This window comes from Streptomyces sp. MA5143a, from assembly GCF_900290235.1.
Classification (GTDB): Bacteria; Actinomycetota; Actinomycetes; order Streptomycetales; family Streptomycetaceae; genus Streptomyces.
In genome coordinates this window covers 63,045-80,611 of record NZ_OLMK01000102.1, presented here as the reverse complement: position 1 = coordinate 80,611, position 17,567 = coordinate 63,045, and the positions used below count along the sequence as shown (strand labels likewise).

14 protein-coding genes are annotated in these 17,567 nt (G+C 74.0%); 8 read left to right on the top strand and 6 right to left on the bottom strand.

Annotation, left to right across the window (positions count from 1 at the left end; all coding sequences use genetic code 11):
- Positions 1 to 172 precede the first annotated feature (172 nt).
- Complete coding sequence (locus SMA5143A_RS36080) at positions 173 to 868, top strand: ABC transporter ATP-binding protein (protein WP_107467037.1); 696 nt, start codon at positions 173 to 175, stop codon at positions 866 to 868.
- On the opposite strand, the gene SMA5143A_RS36075 is transcribed toward SMA5143A_RS36080, so the two are convergent.
- From SMA5143A_RS36075 to SMA5143A_RS36065, 3 genes are all read right to left on the bottom strand, one after another.
- Complete coding sequence (locus SMA5143A_RS36075) at positions 865 to 1,839, bottom strand: ABC transporter ATP-binding protein (RefSeq protein ID WP_107467036.1); 975 nt, start codon at positions 1,837 to 1,839, stop codon at positions 865 to 867. The two genes, SMA5143A_RS36080 and SMA5143A_RS36075, sit on opposite strands and share 4 nt — an antisense overlap.
- A 161-nt stretch (positions 1,840 to 2,000) precedes the next feature.
- Positions 2,001 to 4,817 (bottom strand): ABC transporter permease, encoded by a 2,817-nt coding sequence (locus tag SMA5143A_RS36070; protein WP_107467035.1) that lies wholly within the window; start codon positions 4,815 to 4,817, stop codon positions 2,001 to 2,003.
- Complete coding sequence (locus SMA5143A_RS36065) at positions 4,814 to 8,044, bottom strand: FtsX-like permease family protein (RefSeq protein ID WP_107467034.1); 3,231 nt, start codon at positions 8,042 to 8,044, stop codon at positions 4,814 to 4,816. The genes SMA5143A_RS36070 and SMA5143A_RS36065 overlap by 4 nt, the downstream gene beginning before the upstream one ends.
- Before the next feature lie 636 nt (positions 8,045 to 8,680).
- Between SMA5143A_RS36065 and SMA5143A_RS36060 the strand changes: the two genes are divergently transcribed.
- Positions 8,681 to 11,137 carry a SpoIIE family protein phosphatase gene (locus tag SMA5143A_RS36060; protein WP_181362175.1) on the top strand — a complete coding sequence of 819 codons (2,457 nt, stop codon included), beginning with the start codon at positions 8,681 to 8,683 and terminating at the stop codon, positions 11,135 to 11,137.
- A 211-nt stretch (positions 11,138 to 11,348) separates the two neighbouring features.
- Positions 11,349 to 12,038, top strand: coding sequence for a hypothetical protein (locus SMA5143A_RS36055; RefSeq protein WP_258193929.1), 690 nt, complete (start codon positions 11,349 to 11,351; stop codon positions 12,036 to 12,038).
- A 19-nt stretch (positions 12,039 to 12,057) separates the two neighbouring features.
- Here SMA5143A_RS36055 and SMA5143A_RS36050 read toward each other — a convergent pair whose 3' ends face one another.
- The 3 genes from SMA5143A_RS36050 to SMA5143A_RS36040 all read right to left on the bottom strand — a co-directional run bounded on the left by SMA5143A_RS36050 (position 12,058) and on the right by SMA5143A_RS36040 (position 13,897).
- Complete coding sequence (locus SMA5143A_RS36050) at positions 12,058 to 12,780, bottom strand: PaaI family thioesterase (RefSeq protein ID WP_107467031.1); 723 nt, start codon at positions 12,778 to 12,780, stop codon at positions 12,058 to 12,060.
- A gap of 122 nt (positions 12,781 to 12,902) precedes the next feature.
- The gene (locus tag SMA5143A_RS36045; protein ID WP_107467030.1) at positions 12,903 to 13,289 is read right to left on the bottom strand and encodes an ArsR/SmtB family transcription factor; all 387 of its coding nucleotides are present in this window, start codon (positions 13,287 to 13,289) and stop codon (positions 12,903 to 12,905) included.
- A 233-nt stretch (positions 13,290 to 13,522) separates the two neighbouring features.
- The gene (locus tag SMA5143A_RS36040; protein ID WP_107467029.1) at positions 13,523 to 13,897 is read right to left on the bottom strand and encodes a hypothetical protein; all 375 of its coding nucleotides are present in this window, start codon (positions 13,895 to 13,897) and stop codon (positions 13,523 to 13,525) included.
- Between the two features lie 614 nt (positions 13,898 to 14,511).
- Between SMA5143A_RS36040 and SMA5143A_RS36035 the strand changes: the two genes are divergently transcribed.
- From SMA5143A_RS36035 to SMA5143A_RS43250, 5 genes are all read left to right on the top strand, one after another.
- Entirely contained in the window at positions 14,512 to 14,622 is a 111-nt protein-coding gene (locus SMA5143A_RS36035; RefSeq protein ID WP_107467028.1) for a keywimysin-related RiPP, read from the top strand.
- A gap of 26 nt (positions 14,623 to 14,648) precedes the next feature.
- On the top strand, positions 14,649 to 16,499 hold the full coding sequence (locus tag SMA5143A_RS36030; RefSeq protein WP_107467027.1) for a lasso peptide isopeptide bond-forming cyclase: 1,851 nt from the start codon (positions 14,649 to 14,651) through the stop codon (positions 16,497 to 16,499).
- A gap of 28 nt (positions 16,500 to 16,527) precedes the next feature.
- Positions 16,528 to 16,782, top strand: a complete 255-nt coding sequence (locus tag SMA5143A_RS36025) for a lasso peptide biosynthesis PqqD family chaperone (protein ID WP_107467026.1) — start codon at positions 16,528 to 16,530, stop codon at positions 16,780 to 16,782.
- Positions 16,779 to 17,216 carry a lasso peptide biosynthesis B2 protein gene (locus SMA5143A_RS36020; protein WP_107467025.1) on the top strand — a complete coding sequence of 146 codons (438 nt, stop codon included), beginning with the start codon at positions 16,779 to 16,781 and terminating at the stop codon, positions 17,214 to 17,216. Before SMA5143A_RS36025 ends, SMA5143A_RS36020 begins: the two co-directional genes overlap by 4 nt.
- Before the next feature lie 67 nt (positions 17,217 to 17,283).
- On the top strand, positions 17,284 to 17,559 hold the full coding sequence (locus SMA5143A_RS43250; protein ID WP_107467024.1) for a hypothetical protein: 276 nt from the start codon (positions 17,284 to 17,286) through the stop codon (positions 17,557 to 17,559).
- Positions 17,560 to 17,567 lie beyond the last annotated feature (8 nt).

The window sequence follows — 17,567 nt, the reverse complement described above, 5'->3', positions numbered from 1 at the left end:
GGTAGTCGGTAAAAAGTCTCAACGACCTTGACCACACGAACTCTTGACGCTCTGTCACGCGCGAGGCCGCGACCGTCGGGACCGAAGTGCCTTCGCGGTGGCCTGCTTTGCCGGTGGTATCGGCGGGTGAGATACTGCGCGCCGCGGAATCAGCGGAGCTTACGGGGGCGCGATGAGCCAGGCGGTGACCACCGCAGCCATGCTGCGGGTGGCGGATGTGCACAAGTCGTACGGGCGGGGCGCGAGCGCTGTGCACGCTCTGCGCGGCGTCTCCTTCGAGGTCCCTCGGGGGGAACTCGTCGCTCTCAAGGGGCGCTCGGGCTCCGGCAAGACCACCCTGCTCAACATCGTCGGTGGGCTGGACGAGCCGGACAGCGGAAGCGTCACCGTCGACGGGCTGGACCTCGGGGAACAGGGTGAGGACGCCCTCCTCGCGCTGCGCCGGGAACGTATCGGCTTCGTCTTCCAGTCGTTCGGGCTCATCCCCATCCTCACGGCCGCCGAGAACGTGGGCATGCCGATGCGGTTGCGCAGGGCCGACCCGCGTGAGCGGCGGGAGCGCGTCGATCTGCTGCTGTCCCTGGTGGGGCTCGCCGACCATGCCGCGCAGCGGCCCGGCGAGCTGTCGGGCGGGCAGCGCCAGCGCGTCGCCATCGCCCGCGCCCTGGCCAACAGCCCCTCGATCCTCATCGCCGACGAGCCGACCGGTCAGCTGGACGCGGAGACCGGGCACTCCGTGATGGAACTGCTCCGCGCGGTCGTCCGCAGCGAACAGATCACGGCCCTCGTGGCCACCCACGACGCGACCCTTCTCGATCTCGCCGATCGCGTGCTGGAACTCAAGGACGGCGAGATCAGCGAGTCCTAGTCGTTGCGTACGGCGTCGTCGTCCCGTGTGTCGTCCGGGCGCACCGCGATGTGGTCGGGCTCCAGTTCCAGGGCGACCCGGTCACGCATCCCGAGGGCGCGGGTGTACTCGGCGGGGAGCTGGAGGCGGCCGGCCCGGTCGAGCATGGCGTACTCGCGGGCGACCAGGTTCTCCTGGCCGGTGGCGGAGTCGACCTCGCTGTGCCGGAGGACCTCCGTCGACGTGCGGCCGTCCCTGATGGCCACGGTCCGGCGGACCTCACTGGCGACGGACTGGTCGTGGGTGACGATGACGATCGTGGTCCCCAGTTCCTCGTTGGCGGTGCGGAACGCGGCGAAGACCTGTTCGGCGGTGTGGGAGTCGAGTTCGCCGGTCGGCTCGTCGGCGAGCAGGACCGCGGGGTCGTTGGCGAGGGCCACCGCGAGGGCGACGCGCTGCTGCTGTCCGCCGGACATCTGGTGCGGCCGGCGGTCGCCGCACTCGGCGACGTCCAGCAGGTCGAGGAGCTCCTTGGCGCGGCCGGCCCGGGCGCGGCGCCCGCCTCGGGTGCCCGCGAGTTGCAGGGGCAGGGCGACGTTCTGCGCGGCGGTGAGGTAGGGCAGGAGGTTGCGGGAGGTCTGCTGCCAGACGAAGCCGACGGTCGTGCGACGGTACGCGAGGCGTTCCTTCGCGGACATGGTGACCAGGTCGTGGTCGGCGACGCGGGCCGCGCCGGCGGTGGGCTTGTCGAGTCCGGCCAGGATGTTCATGAGGGTCGACTTGCCGCTGCCGGAGGCGCCGACCAGGGCCATGAGCTCGCCCTTGCGCACTAGGAGATCGAGGCCCTGGAGCGCCTGGACCTCCACGCCGTCGGCGGAGAAGATCCGTACGACCCGGTCGCACGTGATCAGGGCGTCGTGACCGTAGGCGGCGGCGTTGCGCGCGGCGAGGGCGCGGTCGGCGAGCTCGTGGAAGGTGGGAGTGGTGGTCATCGGCTGCTCCTGGACGGACGGAAGGACACGGGCCGGTACCGGAGGGTGCTGACACCCGCCGTGCGGATCACACCGAGCCCGCGGGGACCGATGGCACCGAGACCCCTCCCGGCGTGATCCGGACGGCGGCCCCTGGGGCTGTTCGACGTGCGGCTCATCGGCTAGTTGTCACCCAGCCTCAGTTCGCTCACCGAGCCGCGTCGGCCGGTCCACCAGGCCTGGGCGGCCGGCACGCCGACGGCCAGCAGCAGCACGGTCAGCGCCGGAACCGCCAGCGAGAGCGGATCCGTGCGCAGCGCGGCCCCCTCGAGGCCGGACGGCGAGGCCAGGGCGATGGTGGCGAGGTCGATGCCGGGCGACAGCAGGTGGATGCCGGCCCAGCCGGTCAGCACGCCGCCCGCCGCGGCCAGGAACGCCTGCGGGAGCGCCATGAGGATCAGCAGCCGGCGGCCCTGGGATCGGCTCATGCCCATCGTGCGCAACCGGGCGAGGAGCGCGCGGCGCTCGGGCGCGGTGCGCAGCACCGTCAGCAGGAGGGCGAGGACCGCGTACCCGGCGCCCGCTGCGACCGCGACGACGTACAGGCGTTCCGCGCCGGACTGCAACGGTGAGTCGACGTGCCGCGCGCGTTCCTCCGCGCGCAGCCGGACGGATGCGCCCGTGCCCTCCGCCGCCGAACGCAGCGCCCGGCCGCTCAGGGAGTCACCGGTCAGCAGCAGGGTCGTCGCGTGCGCCGCCGCGCGGGGAAGCCCGGCGCGGTCCACGATCAGGAAGTCGTCGCCTATCACGGCCGGGGTGTGGTCCCGGACGAGGACGACCTGGACGGTGACGGAGGTGCCGTCCGGGAGGAGGACGACGTAGGGGCCGGTGCCGTACTCCTCGGCCACCCGGGGGGAGGCCAGCGCGGGCAGCGGCCGATCGGTGCCGCTCCCCGCACCGGCGTCCTCGCCCCGGCCCTTCGCGTCGGCCTCGCTCCCGCCTCCGCCCCCGCTTCGCAGGCTCGCCGCGTCGAACGACCCCAGTCCCGTGTGGCGCGACAGGCGCGCGTAGGCGGCGGGGTCCACGCCGGCCAGCGGGACGGGCTGGCCGCTCTGCTGCGGCTTCGCCTCGCGGGTGACGCTCGCCGCCGTCACGTCCCGTACGCCGGGCAGCCCGCGCACGCGGGCGGGCAGGGCCTTCGGGAGCCGGCCGGTGGTGGTCTCGACGCGGCCGTCGGCACCGACGTCGAGGAGCGCGGCCTGGTCGCGGGCCGCCGTGACCCCCGCCAGGACCGAGCCGCCGAACGCGGCCGTGGTCAGGGCACTGAGCAGGGCGAGCAGCGGCAGCACGGCGAAACCGGGGGCGCGGGCCACCTGGGCCAGCGACAGCGGGATCACCAGGCCGCGCAGGCGGGCGGCGGCCTTGCTGAGCGCGCGCAGCGGCAGGGGGTGCAGACGGGCCAGCAGCAGAGCCGCGACCACTCCGGTGAGCAGGGGGGCGGCGGCCACCAGGCCGGTGCTGCCGGATCCCTGGCGGCGCAGGGCGGCGACCGCGCCCGCCGCGATCACCAGCACCGTCGCCTCCACCACCGTGCGTCGCCGGGACGGCCGGGTCGCCGTGAGGTCCTCCCGGCCGTCGTGCATCCGCACCGTGCGGTGCGCGGCCACGGCCCGCAGGGGCAGCGCGAGGCAGGCGAGCAGGGTGACGGCGAGGGCGGCGGTGACGGCGGGCGCGGTGCGGGCGTCGGGCAGGAGGAGCAGTGCGGCGGTCAGTCCGAGGGCGCCGGCCGGCACCGCCATCGCCGCCGTCTCGGCCAGCAGCCGGGCGGCGAGGCCGGGCAGGGAGGCGCCGCGGGCCCGTAGCAGTGCCAGTTCGGTGCGTCGGCGGTCGGCGGCGACTCCACCGGCCATGGCCAGGACGATGACGGCGAGGCTGCCGGTCCCGACGGCGGCGAGGAGGAGCAGCGGCTCGATCCCGGAGCGCAGTCGGGAGTGGTCGGCGAGGACCTCGTCGAGGTTCGTCTGGGCCTCCAGCTCGTCGTCGACGGCCGTCCGCAGGCGCTGCACTCCCGGGCCCGACTCGAGGGCGGAGACGGCGGACGCCAGCCGGTCGAGATCGTGGCCACGCAGGGTCGCGAGGTCGGGGGCCACGTTCCAGTACCGGTCCGGGCGGCCGGGTGTGCCCAGGAGGGCCGGGCCGGCGTCGGGGGCGAGGAGCAGGCCGCCGAGCCAGTAGACCTCGGAGAGCTGGCTGCCGGGCTGGCGGCTCAGTGCGGGGGTGCGCAGCACCGGCAGTGCCGACCAGTAGGCGCCGTCGGGACTGCGGGGGACGACGATCCCGGTGATCCGGACGGCGAGCGGGCCGCGTCCCGAGCCCGGTACGCGGATCACGGAGCCGACCTTGATGTTGAGGGTGCGGGCGGTGTCCGCGGTGACGGCGGCCTCGACGCTCTCGGTCGCCGCGGTCACCGGTTCGCCCGTGGTGCGGGGCAGCCGGCCTGCGGAGAGGCGGGAGTGGGAGGGGAGGTCCTGTTGGGCGGCGAGCACCACCTGGGCGGGCAGGCCGACGGGCTGGGTGAGCCAGGGTTCGGACGTCTCCAGGGGGACGGTCGTGCGGACGCCGTACGACGACTGCGCGCGGTCGGGAACGAGCGGCTCCTCCGCCGCGGCCAGCACCTCGGCCCGCGCCTTGGCGAGCGGAGCGGCGCGCAGGAGGGACTCCATCTGCTTCAGCGAGGCCATCCAGGGCGGCGCTGCCTGGATCTGCACGCTCGTCCGGTCGGGGCGGGCCTGCTCGATGGCCCGGCGCAGCCCCGCGTCCCCGTACCGGTCGACGGCACGCGGGTACGCGGCGGCGAGCGCGGCCGTCACGGCCACCAGCAGCGCGAGGGCCACGGAGGTACCGGCGAAGGCCCTCAGCCGGGTGCTCAGCCCGGCCCCCGCGTGCGGCGGCACCGCCCCCGTCCCCTTGCCCTGAGGGGGCACCGGTCGCGCGCTCACTGCGTCACCTCGTCCCTGAGAGTCGTCGTCACGGGTTTCGCCCGCCGGAGCGCGAGGGCCACCGTCACCAGGGTGGGGCCCGCCGCGAGTGCCGCCAGCAGGGCGGCGAGCCGCAGGAGCGGGAGTTCGACGAGCACCGGCGGGAGCGGGCGGGTGGCCTGCCCGGTCAGGACGACGAGCGGCACCAGCGCGTATGTCAGCACGGCGCCCAGGGCCGTGCCGACCAGGAGCGCCAGGGCCACCAGAACGCCGTGCTCCGCGGCGACCAGCCGGGCGAGCCGGCGGCGCCGTGTCCCGAGGGCGCGCAGCACGGCGAACTCGCCGTCCCTGGCGCGGATCGCGCCCGCCGCGCTCACCGCGAAGCCGAGCGAGGCGAAGAGGACCGTCACGGCGGCCGCGGCGACGAGCGCGGCTTCCGGGGCCGCCCCGAACGGGTCGTCGCTCAGCTCGGCCGCCGTCTCGTCGCGCACCATGACCTGCTCCGGGTCGATGTCGGGCAGGGCCCGTGTGGCGGCCGCCGTGGCGCCGGGGGCGCTCGTGCGCAGCCACCACTCGGTGGGCTTCAGGCTGGTTCCGTGGCGGGCCTGCAGTACCTGGTTGACGGCGCGGAGATCGACCATCAGGGCCCCGCCGTCCTGCGCGGTGTTCTCCGTCGTGGGCAGGGCGCTCGCGGTGCGGACGACGCGTACGGGCACGGAGTGGCCGTCGAAGTTGACCTGGAGGCGCTGGCCCTGGCGGGTACCGGAGGCGGTGAGGTACCGGTCGGTGGCGACCGCGACGATCTCGGGCTCGGCGGGCTGGGTGACCTTCAGCCGGACCTCCAGCGGCGAGGCGGGCGGTGACACGTCCGGCGGCTGGTAGCCGGTGCTGTACGTCATGGTGACGGGCGCCGTTGAGGTGATCCGAGGGTGTGAGGCGATGGCGTCGTCGTCGGGGACGGCGGGCGTTTCGGCCTCGATCGCGGTCGTCCACTTCGTGGGCAGGGTCAGCTTCAGTTCGTCGTCGCCGTCGGCCGCCGCGGTCAGTGTGTCGAGGACCAGGCGGTGCCGGTGGGGGCGGTTGAACGGCTGTGGTGTGGTGAGTTCGAGTCCGGTCAGCGTCAACGGGCCTCGGGCGCCGTTCAGTTCGGGGGTCAGCTGGTGGGGGCGGCCGTCGGCGGGGAGGCGGCCGGACGGTATCTCGTAGGAGGTGCCGTGGCGGTCCAGCACCGTGAGGGTGACGTCCGCGCCCTGCCCACGCGGGGTGCTGTGCAGGGTGGCGGTCAGTGCGAGCCGGGTCGTGCCCTCGGGGATCGCCACGCCGGCGGGCGGCGCTCCGCGCGGGGCGAGCCCGGCGAGCAGCGGGCCGTCCGACAGGTCCCGCCGCGCCCGCACCACCCCGGACGCCCGGGCCGTGTCCAGGGCGACGACGGTCGCGGTACGGCTGCCGGAGAGGGTCACCGTGCCGCGGGACGCGGGGACGATCGCGTCGACGTGCGGGAGGTCCGTGTAGACGTCCGTTCGGCCGAGACCGTCGCCGCCGGAGGCCAGGACCCGTACGTCGGCGCCCACGCGGAAGTCGGCCTGGTCGGCCTGGGAGCGGTGCCAGGACGCTCCCTGCCCGATCGCCATGACACCGAGCGCCACGGAGATGGCCAGGAGCAGCACAGGGCCCGCCCCGCGCATGGGCCGGCGGCTGAACTGCCAGCCGACCATGGCCGCGGTCAGGCCGCGCCCGCGGGTGAGGAGTCGTTCACCGATCCGCGCCAGGAGGGGCAGCAACCGCAGGACCAGGACCGTTCCGGCGAGGAGCACCAGGGCGGGCGCCACGACCAGCAGCGGGTCGACGTCGAGGACGCCCTCGCGGTCGGCGGTGACGGCGCCGGAGTCCCGGCCGGAGAGCATCCAGAAGGCGACTCCGGCCACGGCGACCAGTCCGAGGTCCGCGCCGGCGCGCAGCGGTGCGGGCAGGGCGTTGGCCCGTGCCGTGGCGAGGGACGCCCGCCACGCGGGGACGGCCACCGCGAGCGCGCACAGCGCGGCGACGCTCGCGGCGACCACCCACACCTCGGGCCGGCCGGCGGCCGGCAGGTCGACGCGCACGCCGGTCCGGCCGAGCGCGCCCCGCGCGGCCAGCAGCCGCGTCAGGGGTCCCGACAGCAGTGGCGCGGTCACCACCGCGGGGACGGAGATCAGCACGGCCTCCAGCGCGGCGAGGCCCGCCAGGCGGGCCCGGGTGGCGCCGCGCGCTCGCAGCAGCCGGGTCTCGGCCATGCGTTCGGAGCTGAGGAGCCCCGCGACGAGCAGGAGGGCGCAGGCCGCGAGCAGGCCGAGCTGGGCGGCGACGATGAGCATGCTGGAGCGGGTGACAAGCAGGGAGCGTTCGACGCGGTCCAGCACCTCGGGCAGGGCGGTGGCCGCCGTGGTCGCGCCGCTGAGCGCGGGACGTTTGCGCAGCTCCGCGCTCCCCGCACGGACGCCCTCACGGAGCGCGCCGACCTTCTCCGTGGTCAGCGAGGAGTAGTCGGCCGACACCAGCCAGCCCGACGAGCCGACGCTCACCCGGCCGGACGTCGGCACGCCGGCGGCGGTGAGGAGGGGGCCGTAGGTCGTGAAGCTCGACGCCTTCACACCGCGGCCGCCCAAATCGTCCAGCTGCCAGTACGGTGCCCCGGCGTCGACCGGCCGGTACACGCCGGTGACGAGTACGCGCACGGCCGGGCCGCCCAGCTGGTCGGTGACGGTGAGCCGGTCGCCGGGCTCGACCCGGAGCTGCCGGGCGGCGCTCTGCGGGAGCGCGACCTCCAGGGGCCCCGCCGTCGCTCCCTTCCGGGGGAGCCGCCCGGCGACGGTCCGCACCTGGGTGCGGTCCAGGGCCGCGAAGTGGGTGAGGTCGGGGTTGCCGCCCCGTTCGGAGGCCGGCCGCAGTGTGGGCGGCAGGGCGTAGGGGCCGGATCGCAGCAGGGTGCGCACCTTGACGGGCAGCCCCGCGAAGATGGTGCGGGAGTCGGCCCGCACGGCGTCGTCGGCCGCCTGTCTCTCGTCGGCCGGCACATTGGCCTTGACCACCAGGGCGGCCTCGGCGGCGGTGCGCTCATCGGCGAGTGACCGGCGCAGCGCCGCGTCGCCGATGGCGCTCGAGTAGGCGGTGAGCGCGGCCAGGACGGCCGTCGTCAACAACACGGTCAGCAGTACGGCGCCGAGCAGCGCGCGATGCACCCACGCCCGGAGCACGATGAACCGCAACATGCCTGCCGGCACGGCTCGTTCCCCCACCAGAACCCCCCGTTTCCAACCGCACGGACCGGACCGCTTCGCGGCGTCGGTGGCATGCGGGTGACAAGAGGGCATTCTACGACCGACTTTGGTCACCTCGTGATCGGTTTCGATTCACCCGCCTTCCCCAACTTCCCTGCCTCAGACGGTGCTTGGCTCGCGCTGGCGCCTCCGGCTTCCTCCCGGACCACGCTGGCTGGACGCGCTCGCCGGCCGGCTGCTGGACCGCGCGCACACCGCGGGCGCCGTACGCGGCGTGGTCGCCTGGGACGAGCCGCTGTCTCTTGTGTGCGGCATCGCCTTCGCCTCCCAGATCCACAGCGAGGACCGGCGGACGCGCCTGGAGTCCGGCCCGCCGCTACCCGGAGGTGATGCCGCGGGGGCCGCGAGGCCGAGGCGCAGCCGGGGCGGCGGGGCTTGCGCCGCGGCGCCGCCCGCCGCCTCGTGCTCGTCGGTGCCCCGGCGGCCACGCCGCGGCCACCCCCTCACGGTCCGCGACGGATCCTGTCGAAGCGCCGGGGAGCGTGAGCGGATCTAGGGTGGAGGGACGGGCCGGCAGGACCGGCCCTGGCGGGCGCGGCTGTCCGGACGGAGGCGGGACGCGTGGAGATGGCCGGCAAGCAGGACGCCCCCACTGCCGCCGTGGTGGTCGACGCGGACGGCGTGGTGAGCGGCTGGAGCGAGGGAGCCACACTGCTGCTGGGCTGGACGGCGGCGGACACTGTCGGGCGCCCCGTGGCCGAGCTGCTGGCCGATCCCGTGCCGCCCGGCTTCCCGGAGGACTACGGTGTCGGCCCCGACCCCACGGGGTTCGTCCCCCTCCGCCACCGGGACGGCTCCACGGTGGACGCCGTGGTGGCGGTCCACCCCCTGCACGGCACCGACAGCCGGGCGCTGGGCCACGTCCTGACCGTGCAGCGCTGGGGGCGCCGCCCGGTGATCGCCGACCGGGCCTTCGAGCAGTGCCCCTTCGCGCTGGGCGTCTACGACCCCGATCTGCGATTCCTGTGGATCAACGCCTCCTCCGGCCGGGTGATCGCCCACACCGAGGAGCAGGTGCTCGGCAGGAAGTACCGCGAGGTGCTTCCGGAGTTCGACCGCTCGCTGTTCCCCGAACGGGACGACAAGCCCTACACCGACGCGCTCGCCGAAGTGGCGAGGACGGGCAGGGCCACGCGTCTCATCACCGTCTTCCGCCCGCGCGGCAGTGACTACGCCAATGCCTGGGCCACCAGCATCTGGCCCGTCCGGGATGCCGAGGGCACGGTCCGCGCGGTCGCCAACTGGGGATTCGACATGAGCGCCGAGTACTGGGCCCGGCAGCGCCTGCTGATCCTCAACGCGGCCAGCGGCGGCATCGGCCGCACCCTCGACGTGATCGGCACCGCCGAGGAGCTGGCCAGGACCCCCGTTCCGGGATTCGTCGACCTCGTCACCGTCGACCTCTTCGACGAGGTGCTGCGCGGGGAGGAGCCGCCCTCGCCGCCCGCGTTCGGCCCCCGCGAGGCCCTCACGCTCAGCCGTGCCGCCCGGCACAGCGCGAGGGACGACGACTCCTCCCTCCCCGAACCCCCCAAGCCGGTCAGTCACGCCGCCGGTTCCGTGGCCGTCCGCTGCATGGCCACCGGCAGGTCCACGGTCGAGCTGACCGCGCAGTCCGGGCAGGGCGGCGAATGGGCGTTCGGGCCGGGGCTCGCCGCCGACCCGGCCCACTGGCCGCCGGGGAACCCGGTGATCGACGAGTCGCTCGCCGAGGACGGACTGACCGGCCGGATCACCGTGCCGCTGCGGGCACGCGGCGCGCTGCTCGGTGTCGTCGTGTTCTCCCGCCGGGACCGGCCCGAGGCCTTCACCGCCGACGATCTGATCCTCGCCGAGGAGCTGACCGCGAAGGCGGCCGTCGCCATCGACAACGCCCGCCGGTACTCACGCGAGCGCACGACCGCGCTGACCCTGCAACGCAGTCTGCTGCCGCAGCGGCTGCCGAGCCAGGAGGCGGTCGAGGTGGCCTCCCGCTATCTGCCCGCCGGAACCGGCTCGGAGGTGGGCGGTGACTGGTTCGACGTCATTCCGCTGTCCGGCGCCCGTGTCGCCCTGGTCGTCGGCGACGTCGTCGGGCACGGCCTGCACGCGTCGGCCAGCATGGGCCGGCTGCGCACGGCGGTGCGCACCCTCGCCGACGTGGACCTGCCGCCGGACGAGCTGCTCACCCATCTGGACGATCTGGTCCTGCACCTCGCCAGCGACCACCATCCCGGCGGCCACTTCCAGCCGACCGGCGAGTCCGGCGCCACCTGCCTGTACGCCGTCTACGACCCGGTCTCGCGCCGTTTCACGGTGGCGAGCGCCGGCCATCCGCTGCCGCTGGTCGTCTTCCCGGACGGCACCAGCGTGCCCGTGCCCGCGCAGCCGGGGCCGCCGCTCGGCATCGGCGGGCTGCCCTTCGAGGCGACCGAGGTGGAACTCCCCGAGGGCAGTCTGCTCGCCCTGTACACCGACGGCCTGGTGGAGAGCCGCGAACGCGACGTCGACCAGCGGATCGCCGAACTGCTGCGGGTCCTGCGGCCCTCCGCGACCTCACTGGAGACCCTCTGCGACACGGTGATGGACGCCATGCTCCTCCCCGATCGCCGTACCGACGACGCGGCCCTGCTGCTCGCGCGCACGCACGCGCTGGATCCCCACCATGTCGCCGACTGGGACGTCGAGGCCGACTTCGCGCAGGTGCAGCAGGCCCGGCAGGCGGCCGTCGACCAGGTGGAGGCGTGGGGTCTGGCCGAGGCGGCGTTCGTCACCGAACTGGTCGTCAGCGAACTGGTCACCAACGCCATCAGGTACGGCGAGCCACCGATCCGGCTGCGGTTGATCCGTGACACCTCCCTGATCTGCGAGGTGTCCGACGGCAGCAACACCGCCCCGCATCTGCGCCGGGCGCGCGCCTTCGACGAGGGCGGCCGGGGTCTGCTGCTCGTCGCCCAGCTCACCCAGGGCTGGGGCACCCGGCACACCAGCGACGGCAAGACGATCTGGTGCGCGCAGGCCCTTCCGCTCAGTGGCCCTGTGTGATTCCGGTACACGGTCATGACATTCGTGGCGGGCACGGCGAAACGCACCCCGGTCGGGCGTCGCGGTACGCGTTACAGAACAAGGACAACTCGGTGCAACCGTGTACCACCCGTCCGCGTCTCCGACCGTGCCCAGCGGAAGGGCCGGGCCATGGCGCGACGGAGAGTGACGAGTGAACCGATCCAGGGGTTGTGCGAGACGGGTGTCCCAGATGGCCGCCGCGGGGCTGATCGCGGGGCTGGTGGTGGCCTGCGGGCCGAAGGACCTGGCTCCGGGAGAGTCGGGCGGGAGCGGGAAGCCGGGCAAGGCGTCGAAGTCCGCGACTCCCACGCCCGCGAAGACGCCCGGCGGCCCGAAGGAGACACCCGGTACCCCGACCAAGACCCCGTCCTCGAAGCCGAGCGGTACGGCAGCCGGTGGCGCCAAGGCCGTGACCTGCGCGCAGTTGCAGAACGCGTCCCTGGACGGTGGTGGACTGGAGGGGTACGGCATCGCGGGGGCCTCCCTCAGCGCGGGCCGCTGGGAGGGTCCGGACGGTGTGGTGATCGAGCTGCAACCGCAGTGCGCCATCGGTGACATCACCGGGGACGGCGCGGCCGACGCCGTGGGCGCGCTGAAGATCTCGACCGGTGGTACGGGCAAGTTCTACACGCTGGTCACCTGGCGCAACGACGGCGGCACCCCCGTCCCCGCGGCCGCCGCCGAGCTCGGCGACCGCACCCCCGTGGTCTCCATCGACTTCCCGTCCGCCGGGCCGCCGCGCCAGGTGACGGTCGTCTACCGGACGCGCGGCGACGACGATCCCGCGGCGGTCGTCACCCTCACCCGCACCGCGGTGTACGAGGTCAGCGGCGCGTCCATGGTGGAACTGCACCACAGCGACGCCCCGTACACGCCGTAGCGCCAGGAGGATTCGCGGTTCAGGAGGCGGGCCGGGGGTCGATCCACAGCGACTCGGACGTGGCGCACAGTTCGCCCTCGGGTGTGGTGAGCGCGACGCCCATCGTGTGCTTGCGGCCGGACTCCGAGAGCAGCCAGGCGTACAGGACGTAGGGCTCGCCCGCGGCGACCGGCCGCAGGACCGTGCCGGTGAGGGAGGCGGTGACCGCGCCGGGGCGCTGGGTGCCGAGGAAGCGGCCCGCCCAGTGGCCCGGGCAGTCCAGGGCACCCCAGACCAGGCGGGTGGGGAGCAGGCCGTCCGGGTCGGCGAAGGCCGGCGACGGGGTCCAGGCGGTGGCCACGACGTCCTGGCCCGGCACCGGTCCGCAGTAGACGCGCAGGCCGCGGTCGGCGGTGCGCAGGCCGCAGCCGAAGCAGTCGACCACCCCCGGGGGCGGTGTCGCGCGGAACCTCTCCGCGGCGGCGGCCGCCTCGTCCCAGGAGGGCGCCGCCGGTACGTCGAGCGGCAGTTCGGCGGGGCGTGCGGAGGCGAGGGGCCGTTCGGCCTCGCCCAACTCCACACCTCCGTCCGCCGTTCCGGCGATCCGTACGGGCACCTCGACCGGCACCGGCCCGCGGAAGTCCACCCGTACCGTCTTCGCCTCGGAGCGCTCCGCCAGGGTGCCGGCGACATAGCCCCCGAAGGCCACTCCGGGGTAGCCGACGTACAGCTCCGGCAGCACGATCGTGTCACTCGTCGTCATGATTCCCACTTCACCACATCTCGGGGACCGCGCCCGGCCGACCGGCTGGACGCGGTGTCGCCCGGCGGCGGCCGTCGGGGCGGGCAGGGCCCGGTGTCGTCCGGTCGGGGGCTCGCGTCGGGTCAGGCGGGTCGGTCGGCCGCGCCCGGTGCGAGGGCCGGCTGGAACTCCGCCCGCTGGAATTCCGCTTGCTGGAGTTCCGCGAGCAACTCGCTCTGTCCGGAGAGCAATTCGGTCAGGATGCGGCGAGCGGCGCGCAGCAGGTCGGCCACGTCGCCGCCGGCGAGGGCGTAGCTGACCGTGGAGCCCTCCCGGATGGAGACGACGATCCCCGAACGGCGCAGAACACCCAGTTGCTGGGACAGGCTGGACGGTTCGATCTCGATCTCACTGAGCAGGTCGCGCACGGCGAGCGGGCCGCTCTGCAGCAGTTCCAGAACCCGGATGCGCACCGGGTGTCCGAGCATGCGGAAGAACTCGGCCTTGGCCTGGTAGAGGGGGACCTGCATGAGAATCGCTCGCTCCCTGCCGTGTTCGACGGGCTTTCTCTGGGTTTCTCTGGGCTCTCCCTCGGCGGCGGCCCAGATGCCACCGCGGACGGCTCGACGGGGGCCGGCGCCGTGTGCTGCGTCAATCCTCGCTGATCCGGCCCCGCACACCCATGGCTTTGACCTCATCTGGATATTCCCAGTTGAAGAAGTCTTCAAGTCATGGGCATGCGAGGGCGCGCATCACGGCATTGCTATACGTGGAGATCCGCTCCGACGCGCTTGAGTTGGTGGCGGGCCATGGCGAGGTTCGATTTGCCCCTGTCGAGCACGAGGTAGAGGAACAGGCCGTTGCCGCTGCGGCCCTTGAGCGGCTGGATGATGTGGTACTGGCCGCCGAGCGTGATCAGCATGTCCTCGATCTCACCCGTGAGCCCCAGGTGCTCCATGGTGCGGGTCTTGGCGCGGATCACATCCGTGTTGCCCGCCGCCGCGACGGTCAGGTCGAGGTCCTTCCCACCCCCGAGAGTGCCGAGCGCCATCCCGCTCGTGTAGTCGACCAGCGCGGTCCCCAAGGCGCCTTCGATCGACGTCATGATCTCCTTCAGCGAGATCTCCACATTGCTCATCCCGGAATCTCCTCCACGTCACGGTGCGGACGGGGCATCGCCCTCTCCGCCGGTGCAAGGACCCTATGAAGTGCCCGCGACGGACAGCGCTGTTGTTCGGTTGTCGTTCGGTACTGAACGCGTGAGCCGTGAATTGCCGGAAGCCACACCGCTTTTGACCGGCCGTGCGCGCGAAAGCCCGGTGCCCCTGTCGATCTCGGGATCCGGGGATTTCCCACGGAAAACGGCGCACGTCCCTGAGGCGCGGTTGCGCCCGGCGGCGCCACCGGGGACGGCCGCCGGCCTGCCGAAGGCGAGTGACGGGCGTCCGCGTCGACGCAGGTCGCGGTATGTCCGGCGCGGAGCGGGCGTCCCAAACCGACCATCGGACCACGTCCTCGGCCCGCACCCGGAGAGGGGCGCACGCCCCCAGGAAAGGGAATTGTCCATATGAGATGAGCTTCGCGAACGCTCTTGCCCGAGGCTCACGGTCTGCAGCTTGCTAGGTGCTGCGCCCACTTCCCGACCGGGGGCTCGTGATGAGCCCCCGGGGCGGACCGTCGGCATCCCGGGCAGTCCCGGAGCCGTCGGTCGTGGAGGTGGTCGGGAATCGCCATCCGAAGCGAGGAGTAGTCATGAAGAAGGCTTACGAGGCACCGACACTCGTCCGACTCGGCACGTTCCGGAAGGAAACGGGGCTCCTGGGATTCGCCGGCAACGACCGGCTGATCCTGAGCAAGAACTGACGATCCCCAGTCCCTGACCCGACGTCATGACTGAGCTGCACGAAAGTGCGGGGACGGGCCCCGGCGACGCGCACTTCGCGGTCTTCACCGACCGTGCGGACGCGGCCGCCGTGGCCCGCTCCCTCGCCCACCCCGGAAGCCGGACGCTCACGCACGCCTCGGGCCGGCCCTGGCTGGTCGGCCGGTGGCACGACGGTGAGGTCGTCACGGCGAGCGCCGGCACCACCGCCCTCGCCGTGGTCGGCTGCTGCCCCGTCGACGCCGACGAACTGCGTCGCCGGGCCGCCGCGTTACGTGATCTCGCGGAGCTGGACGCGCTGGCCCGGTCCCTGCCCGGCAGTTTCCATCTCGTCGCCGCCCTCGACGGACGGATCAGGGTCCAGGGCACCGCGTCCGGGCTCCGGCTCGTCTTCCACGCCGAGATCGACGGCGTACGCGTGGCCGCCACCCGTGCCGACACGCTCGCCGACGCCCTGCACCTCGACCCGGACGTCGAGGAGTTGGCCGTGCGGCTGCTCTGGCCCGCCCCCTATCCGCTGTTCGAGACATCCCTGTGGCGTGCGGTGACCGCCGTCCCTCCGGAGGACGCCGTGGTCGTCGCCGCGGACGGACGCACCGTGCGGCACACCCGCTGGTGGACGCCGCCGGAGCCGGTCCGGCCGCTCGCCCACGCCGCGCCGCTGATCCGCGAGGCGCTGCGGGAGGCCGTCGACGCCCGTACGCGGCAGGGCGGCACGGTCAGCTGCGACCTGTCCGGCGGCCTGGACTCGACGTCCGTCTGCTTCCTCGCCGACCGCTCCCCCGCCCGCGTGGTGGCCAGTACCTGGCCGGGCCGCGATCCGGCGGACACCGACCTGTACTGGGCCGAACAGGCGATGGGCCACCTCCCGGACGTCGAGCACGTGGTGTGGGACGCCGACGCGTCCCCGCTGGTCTACGAGGACCTGCTCGACATCGACGACCTGCTCGACGAACCGACCATCGGTGTCATGGACCGCTCCCGGGTCCTGCACCATCTGCCCGGGCTCGCCGCGCGCGGCAGCCGGCTGCATCTGACCGGCATCGGGGGCGATCACGTGGCCTGGTGCTCCGAGGCGTACTACCACCGGATGATGCGCACCCGCCCGCTGTTCGCCGTACGGCAGTTGCGCGGGTTCCGGGCGCTGTGGCAGTGGCCGCTGGGTGGCACGGCCCGCGCGCTCGCCGACTCCCGGCCCTACCGGGACTGGCTTCGCGACGCCGCCGGGCGGCTCCGCGATCCCTTGCCCTCGTCCGTGGCGACGGGGCTCGGCTGGGGCATGGCCCCCCGTCTCTTCGACTGGGTGACCCCCGAGGCCGAACGGATGGCGCGTCGGGCACTGCTCCGGACGGCGGCGACGGCCGCACCGCTGCACCCGGACCGCGGCATGCACAGCGACCTGGAGCAGATCCGGTCGTGCGGCCGCGTCATCCGGCAGTGGGACGGGATGGCGGCCCGCGCCGGTCTGCCGATGGCCTCCCCGTTCCTCGACGACCGCGTCATCGAGGCGTGTCTCGCGGTCCGCCCGAGCGAGCGGGTCACACCCTGGCGGTACAAGCCCGTCCTGGGCGCCGCGATGCGCGGCATCGTGCCCGAGGGCTGCCTGCGGCGCACCACCAAGGCCACCGCTTCCATGGACGCCTCCAACGGGCTTCGCGAACACCGCGCCGACCTGCTCGCCCTGTGGGAGGAGTCGCGGCTCGCGGAGCTGGGACTGGTGGACGGGGCCGCGCTGCGCGGCCTCGCCCGGCGACCCGCCTCCCCGGGGCTGTCCGACGCCATCCTCTACTCCACCATCGCGGCCGAGGTGTGGCTGCGGGGACGCTCCCGCCGCCGCGCCCCCACCCCCCGATCCTGACCCTCCCCCACGTCAGAAAGGTCCTCATATGCCCCTGCGGTTCGGCGCCGACGTCTCCACGGCCGAGACCGACTACGGCACGGTACTGCTGGACGAACGAGCCGGCACCTACTGGGAGTTGAACCCGACCGCCACCCTGGTGGTACGGACGCTGCTGGACGGCGGCGAGGAGGCGGACGCGGTCGCCGCCCTGGTCCGGGAGTTCGACGTCGACGAGACGCACGCCCTGCGCGACGTCGAGGCGCTCGTACGACAGCTGCGCGGCTCGGGGCTGGCCTCATGACGACGCCCAGCGCGCTGGAACGGCCCACGGGTGTGCCCGTGGTGCGACGGCTGGCCGCCCGCCTCGTCCTGCTCCCCGCCGTCACCCTCGCCCTGCTGCCGCCCCGGCACATCCGCTCCGTCCTCGGCGTCCTGCGGCGCGGTGCCGCGCCGGCCACCGCCCGCCAGGCCCGGAACGCGCGCGACGCCATGTGCGCCGTCAGTCTGTACTGCGCCGGACCCAAGGGGTGCCTGCCCCGCTCCCTGGGGGCGGCGCTGCTGTGCCGGCTCGGCGGGACCTGGCCGACCTGGTGCACCGGTGTGCGCGTCGTGCCTCCGTTCACCGCCCACGCCTGGATCGAGGCGGAGGGCCGTCCCGTCGGAGAGGGGGTGCCCGAGGGGTACTTCGCCCGGCTGGTGGCCGTCGCGCCCTCGCCCCGTCCGACGGACCGATGACCGGAGCGACGGTCACGGCGGCGGCCGGGTCCCGGCCGCCGAGGCGGGCAGGTCCACGCGGGCGGCGGTGGCCACGATCTACCGGCTCACCGCCGGGCACCGCGACGCCGTCGCCGCCGTCCTGACCCTCGTGGGCGCCGCCCTGGGCCTGGCCCAGCCACTCGTCGCCGAACAGGTCGCGGACGCGAGCCGGCACGGGCAGATCGGCTGGCCCTCACCTGCTCGCTCCGGCTGCCCCCGTGCCTCGCCCCCTCCCCCTCTCGCGGCGCCCGCCTTCGACCCTCTCCCCCTCCCTCTCGGCAGCCGGTCCACGCCGTCGGCGCACTCCTTAACGCGGTCTTGACGCCTCCC

What these genes read in the sequence shown, in the direction of transcription:
- SMA5143A_RS36080 (WP_107467037.1), top strand. Translation starts at nt 173, where the DNA reads ATGAGCCAGGCGGTGACCACCGCAGCCATGCTGCGGGTGGCGGATGTG.
- SMA5143A_RS36075 (WP_107467036.1), bottom strand. Translation starts at nt 1,839, where the DNA reads ATGACCACCACTCCCACCTTCCACGAGCTCGCCGACCGCGCCCTCGCC.
- SMA5143A_RS36065 (WP_107467034.1), bottom strand. Translation starts at nt 8,044, where the DNA reads ATGTTGCGGTTCATCGTGCTCCGGGCGTGGGTGCATCGCGCGCTGCTC.
- SMA5143A_RS36060 (WP_181362175.1), top strand. Translation starts at nt 8,681, where the DNA reads ATGGCCGGCAAGCAGGACGCCCCCACTGCCGCCGTGGTGGTCGACGCG.
- SMA5143A_RS36055 (WP_258193929.1), top strand. Translation starts at nt 11,349, where the DNA reads ATGGCCGCCGCGGGGCTGATCGCGGGGCTGGTGGTGGCCTGCGGGCCG.
- SMA5143A_RS36050 (WP_107467031.1), bottom strand. Translation starts at nt 12,780, where the DNA reads ATGACGACGAGTGACACGATCGTGCTGCCGGAGCTGTACGTCGGCTAC.
- SMA5143A_RS36045 (WP_107467030.1), bottom strand. Translation starts at nt 13,289, where the DNA reads ATGCAGGTCCCCCTCTACCAGGCCAAGGCCGAGTTCTTCCGCATGCTC.
- SMA5143A_RS36040 (WP_107467029.1), bottom strand. Translation starts at nt 13,897, where the DNA reads ATGAGCAATGTGGAGATCTCGCTGAAGGAGATCATGACGTCGATCGAA.
- SMA5143A_RS36035 (WP_107467028.1), top strand. Translation starts at nt 14,512, where the DNA reads ATGAAGAAGGCTTACGAGGCACCGACACTCGTCCGACTCGGCACGTTC.
- SMA5143A_RS36030 (WP_107467027.1), top strand. Translation starts at nt 14,649, where the DNA reads ATGACTGAGCTGCACGAAAGTGCGGGGACGGGCCCCGGCGACGCGCAC.
- SMA5143A_RS36025 (WP_107467026.1), top strand. Translation starts at nt 16,528, where the DNA reads ATGCCCCTGCGGTTCGGCGCCGACGTCTCCACGGCCGAGACCGACTAC.
- SMA5143A_RS36020 (WP_107467025.1), top strand. Translation starts at nt 16,779, where the DNA reads ATGACGACGCCCAGCGCGCTGGAACGGCCCACGGGTGTGCCCGTGGTG.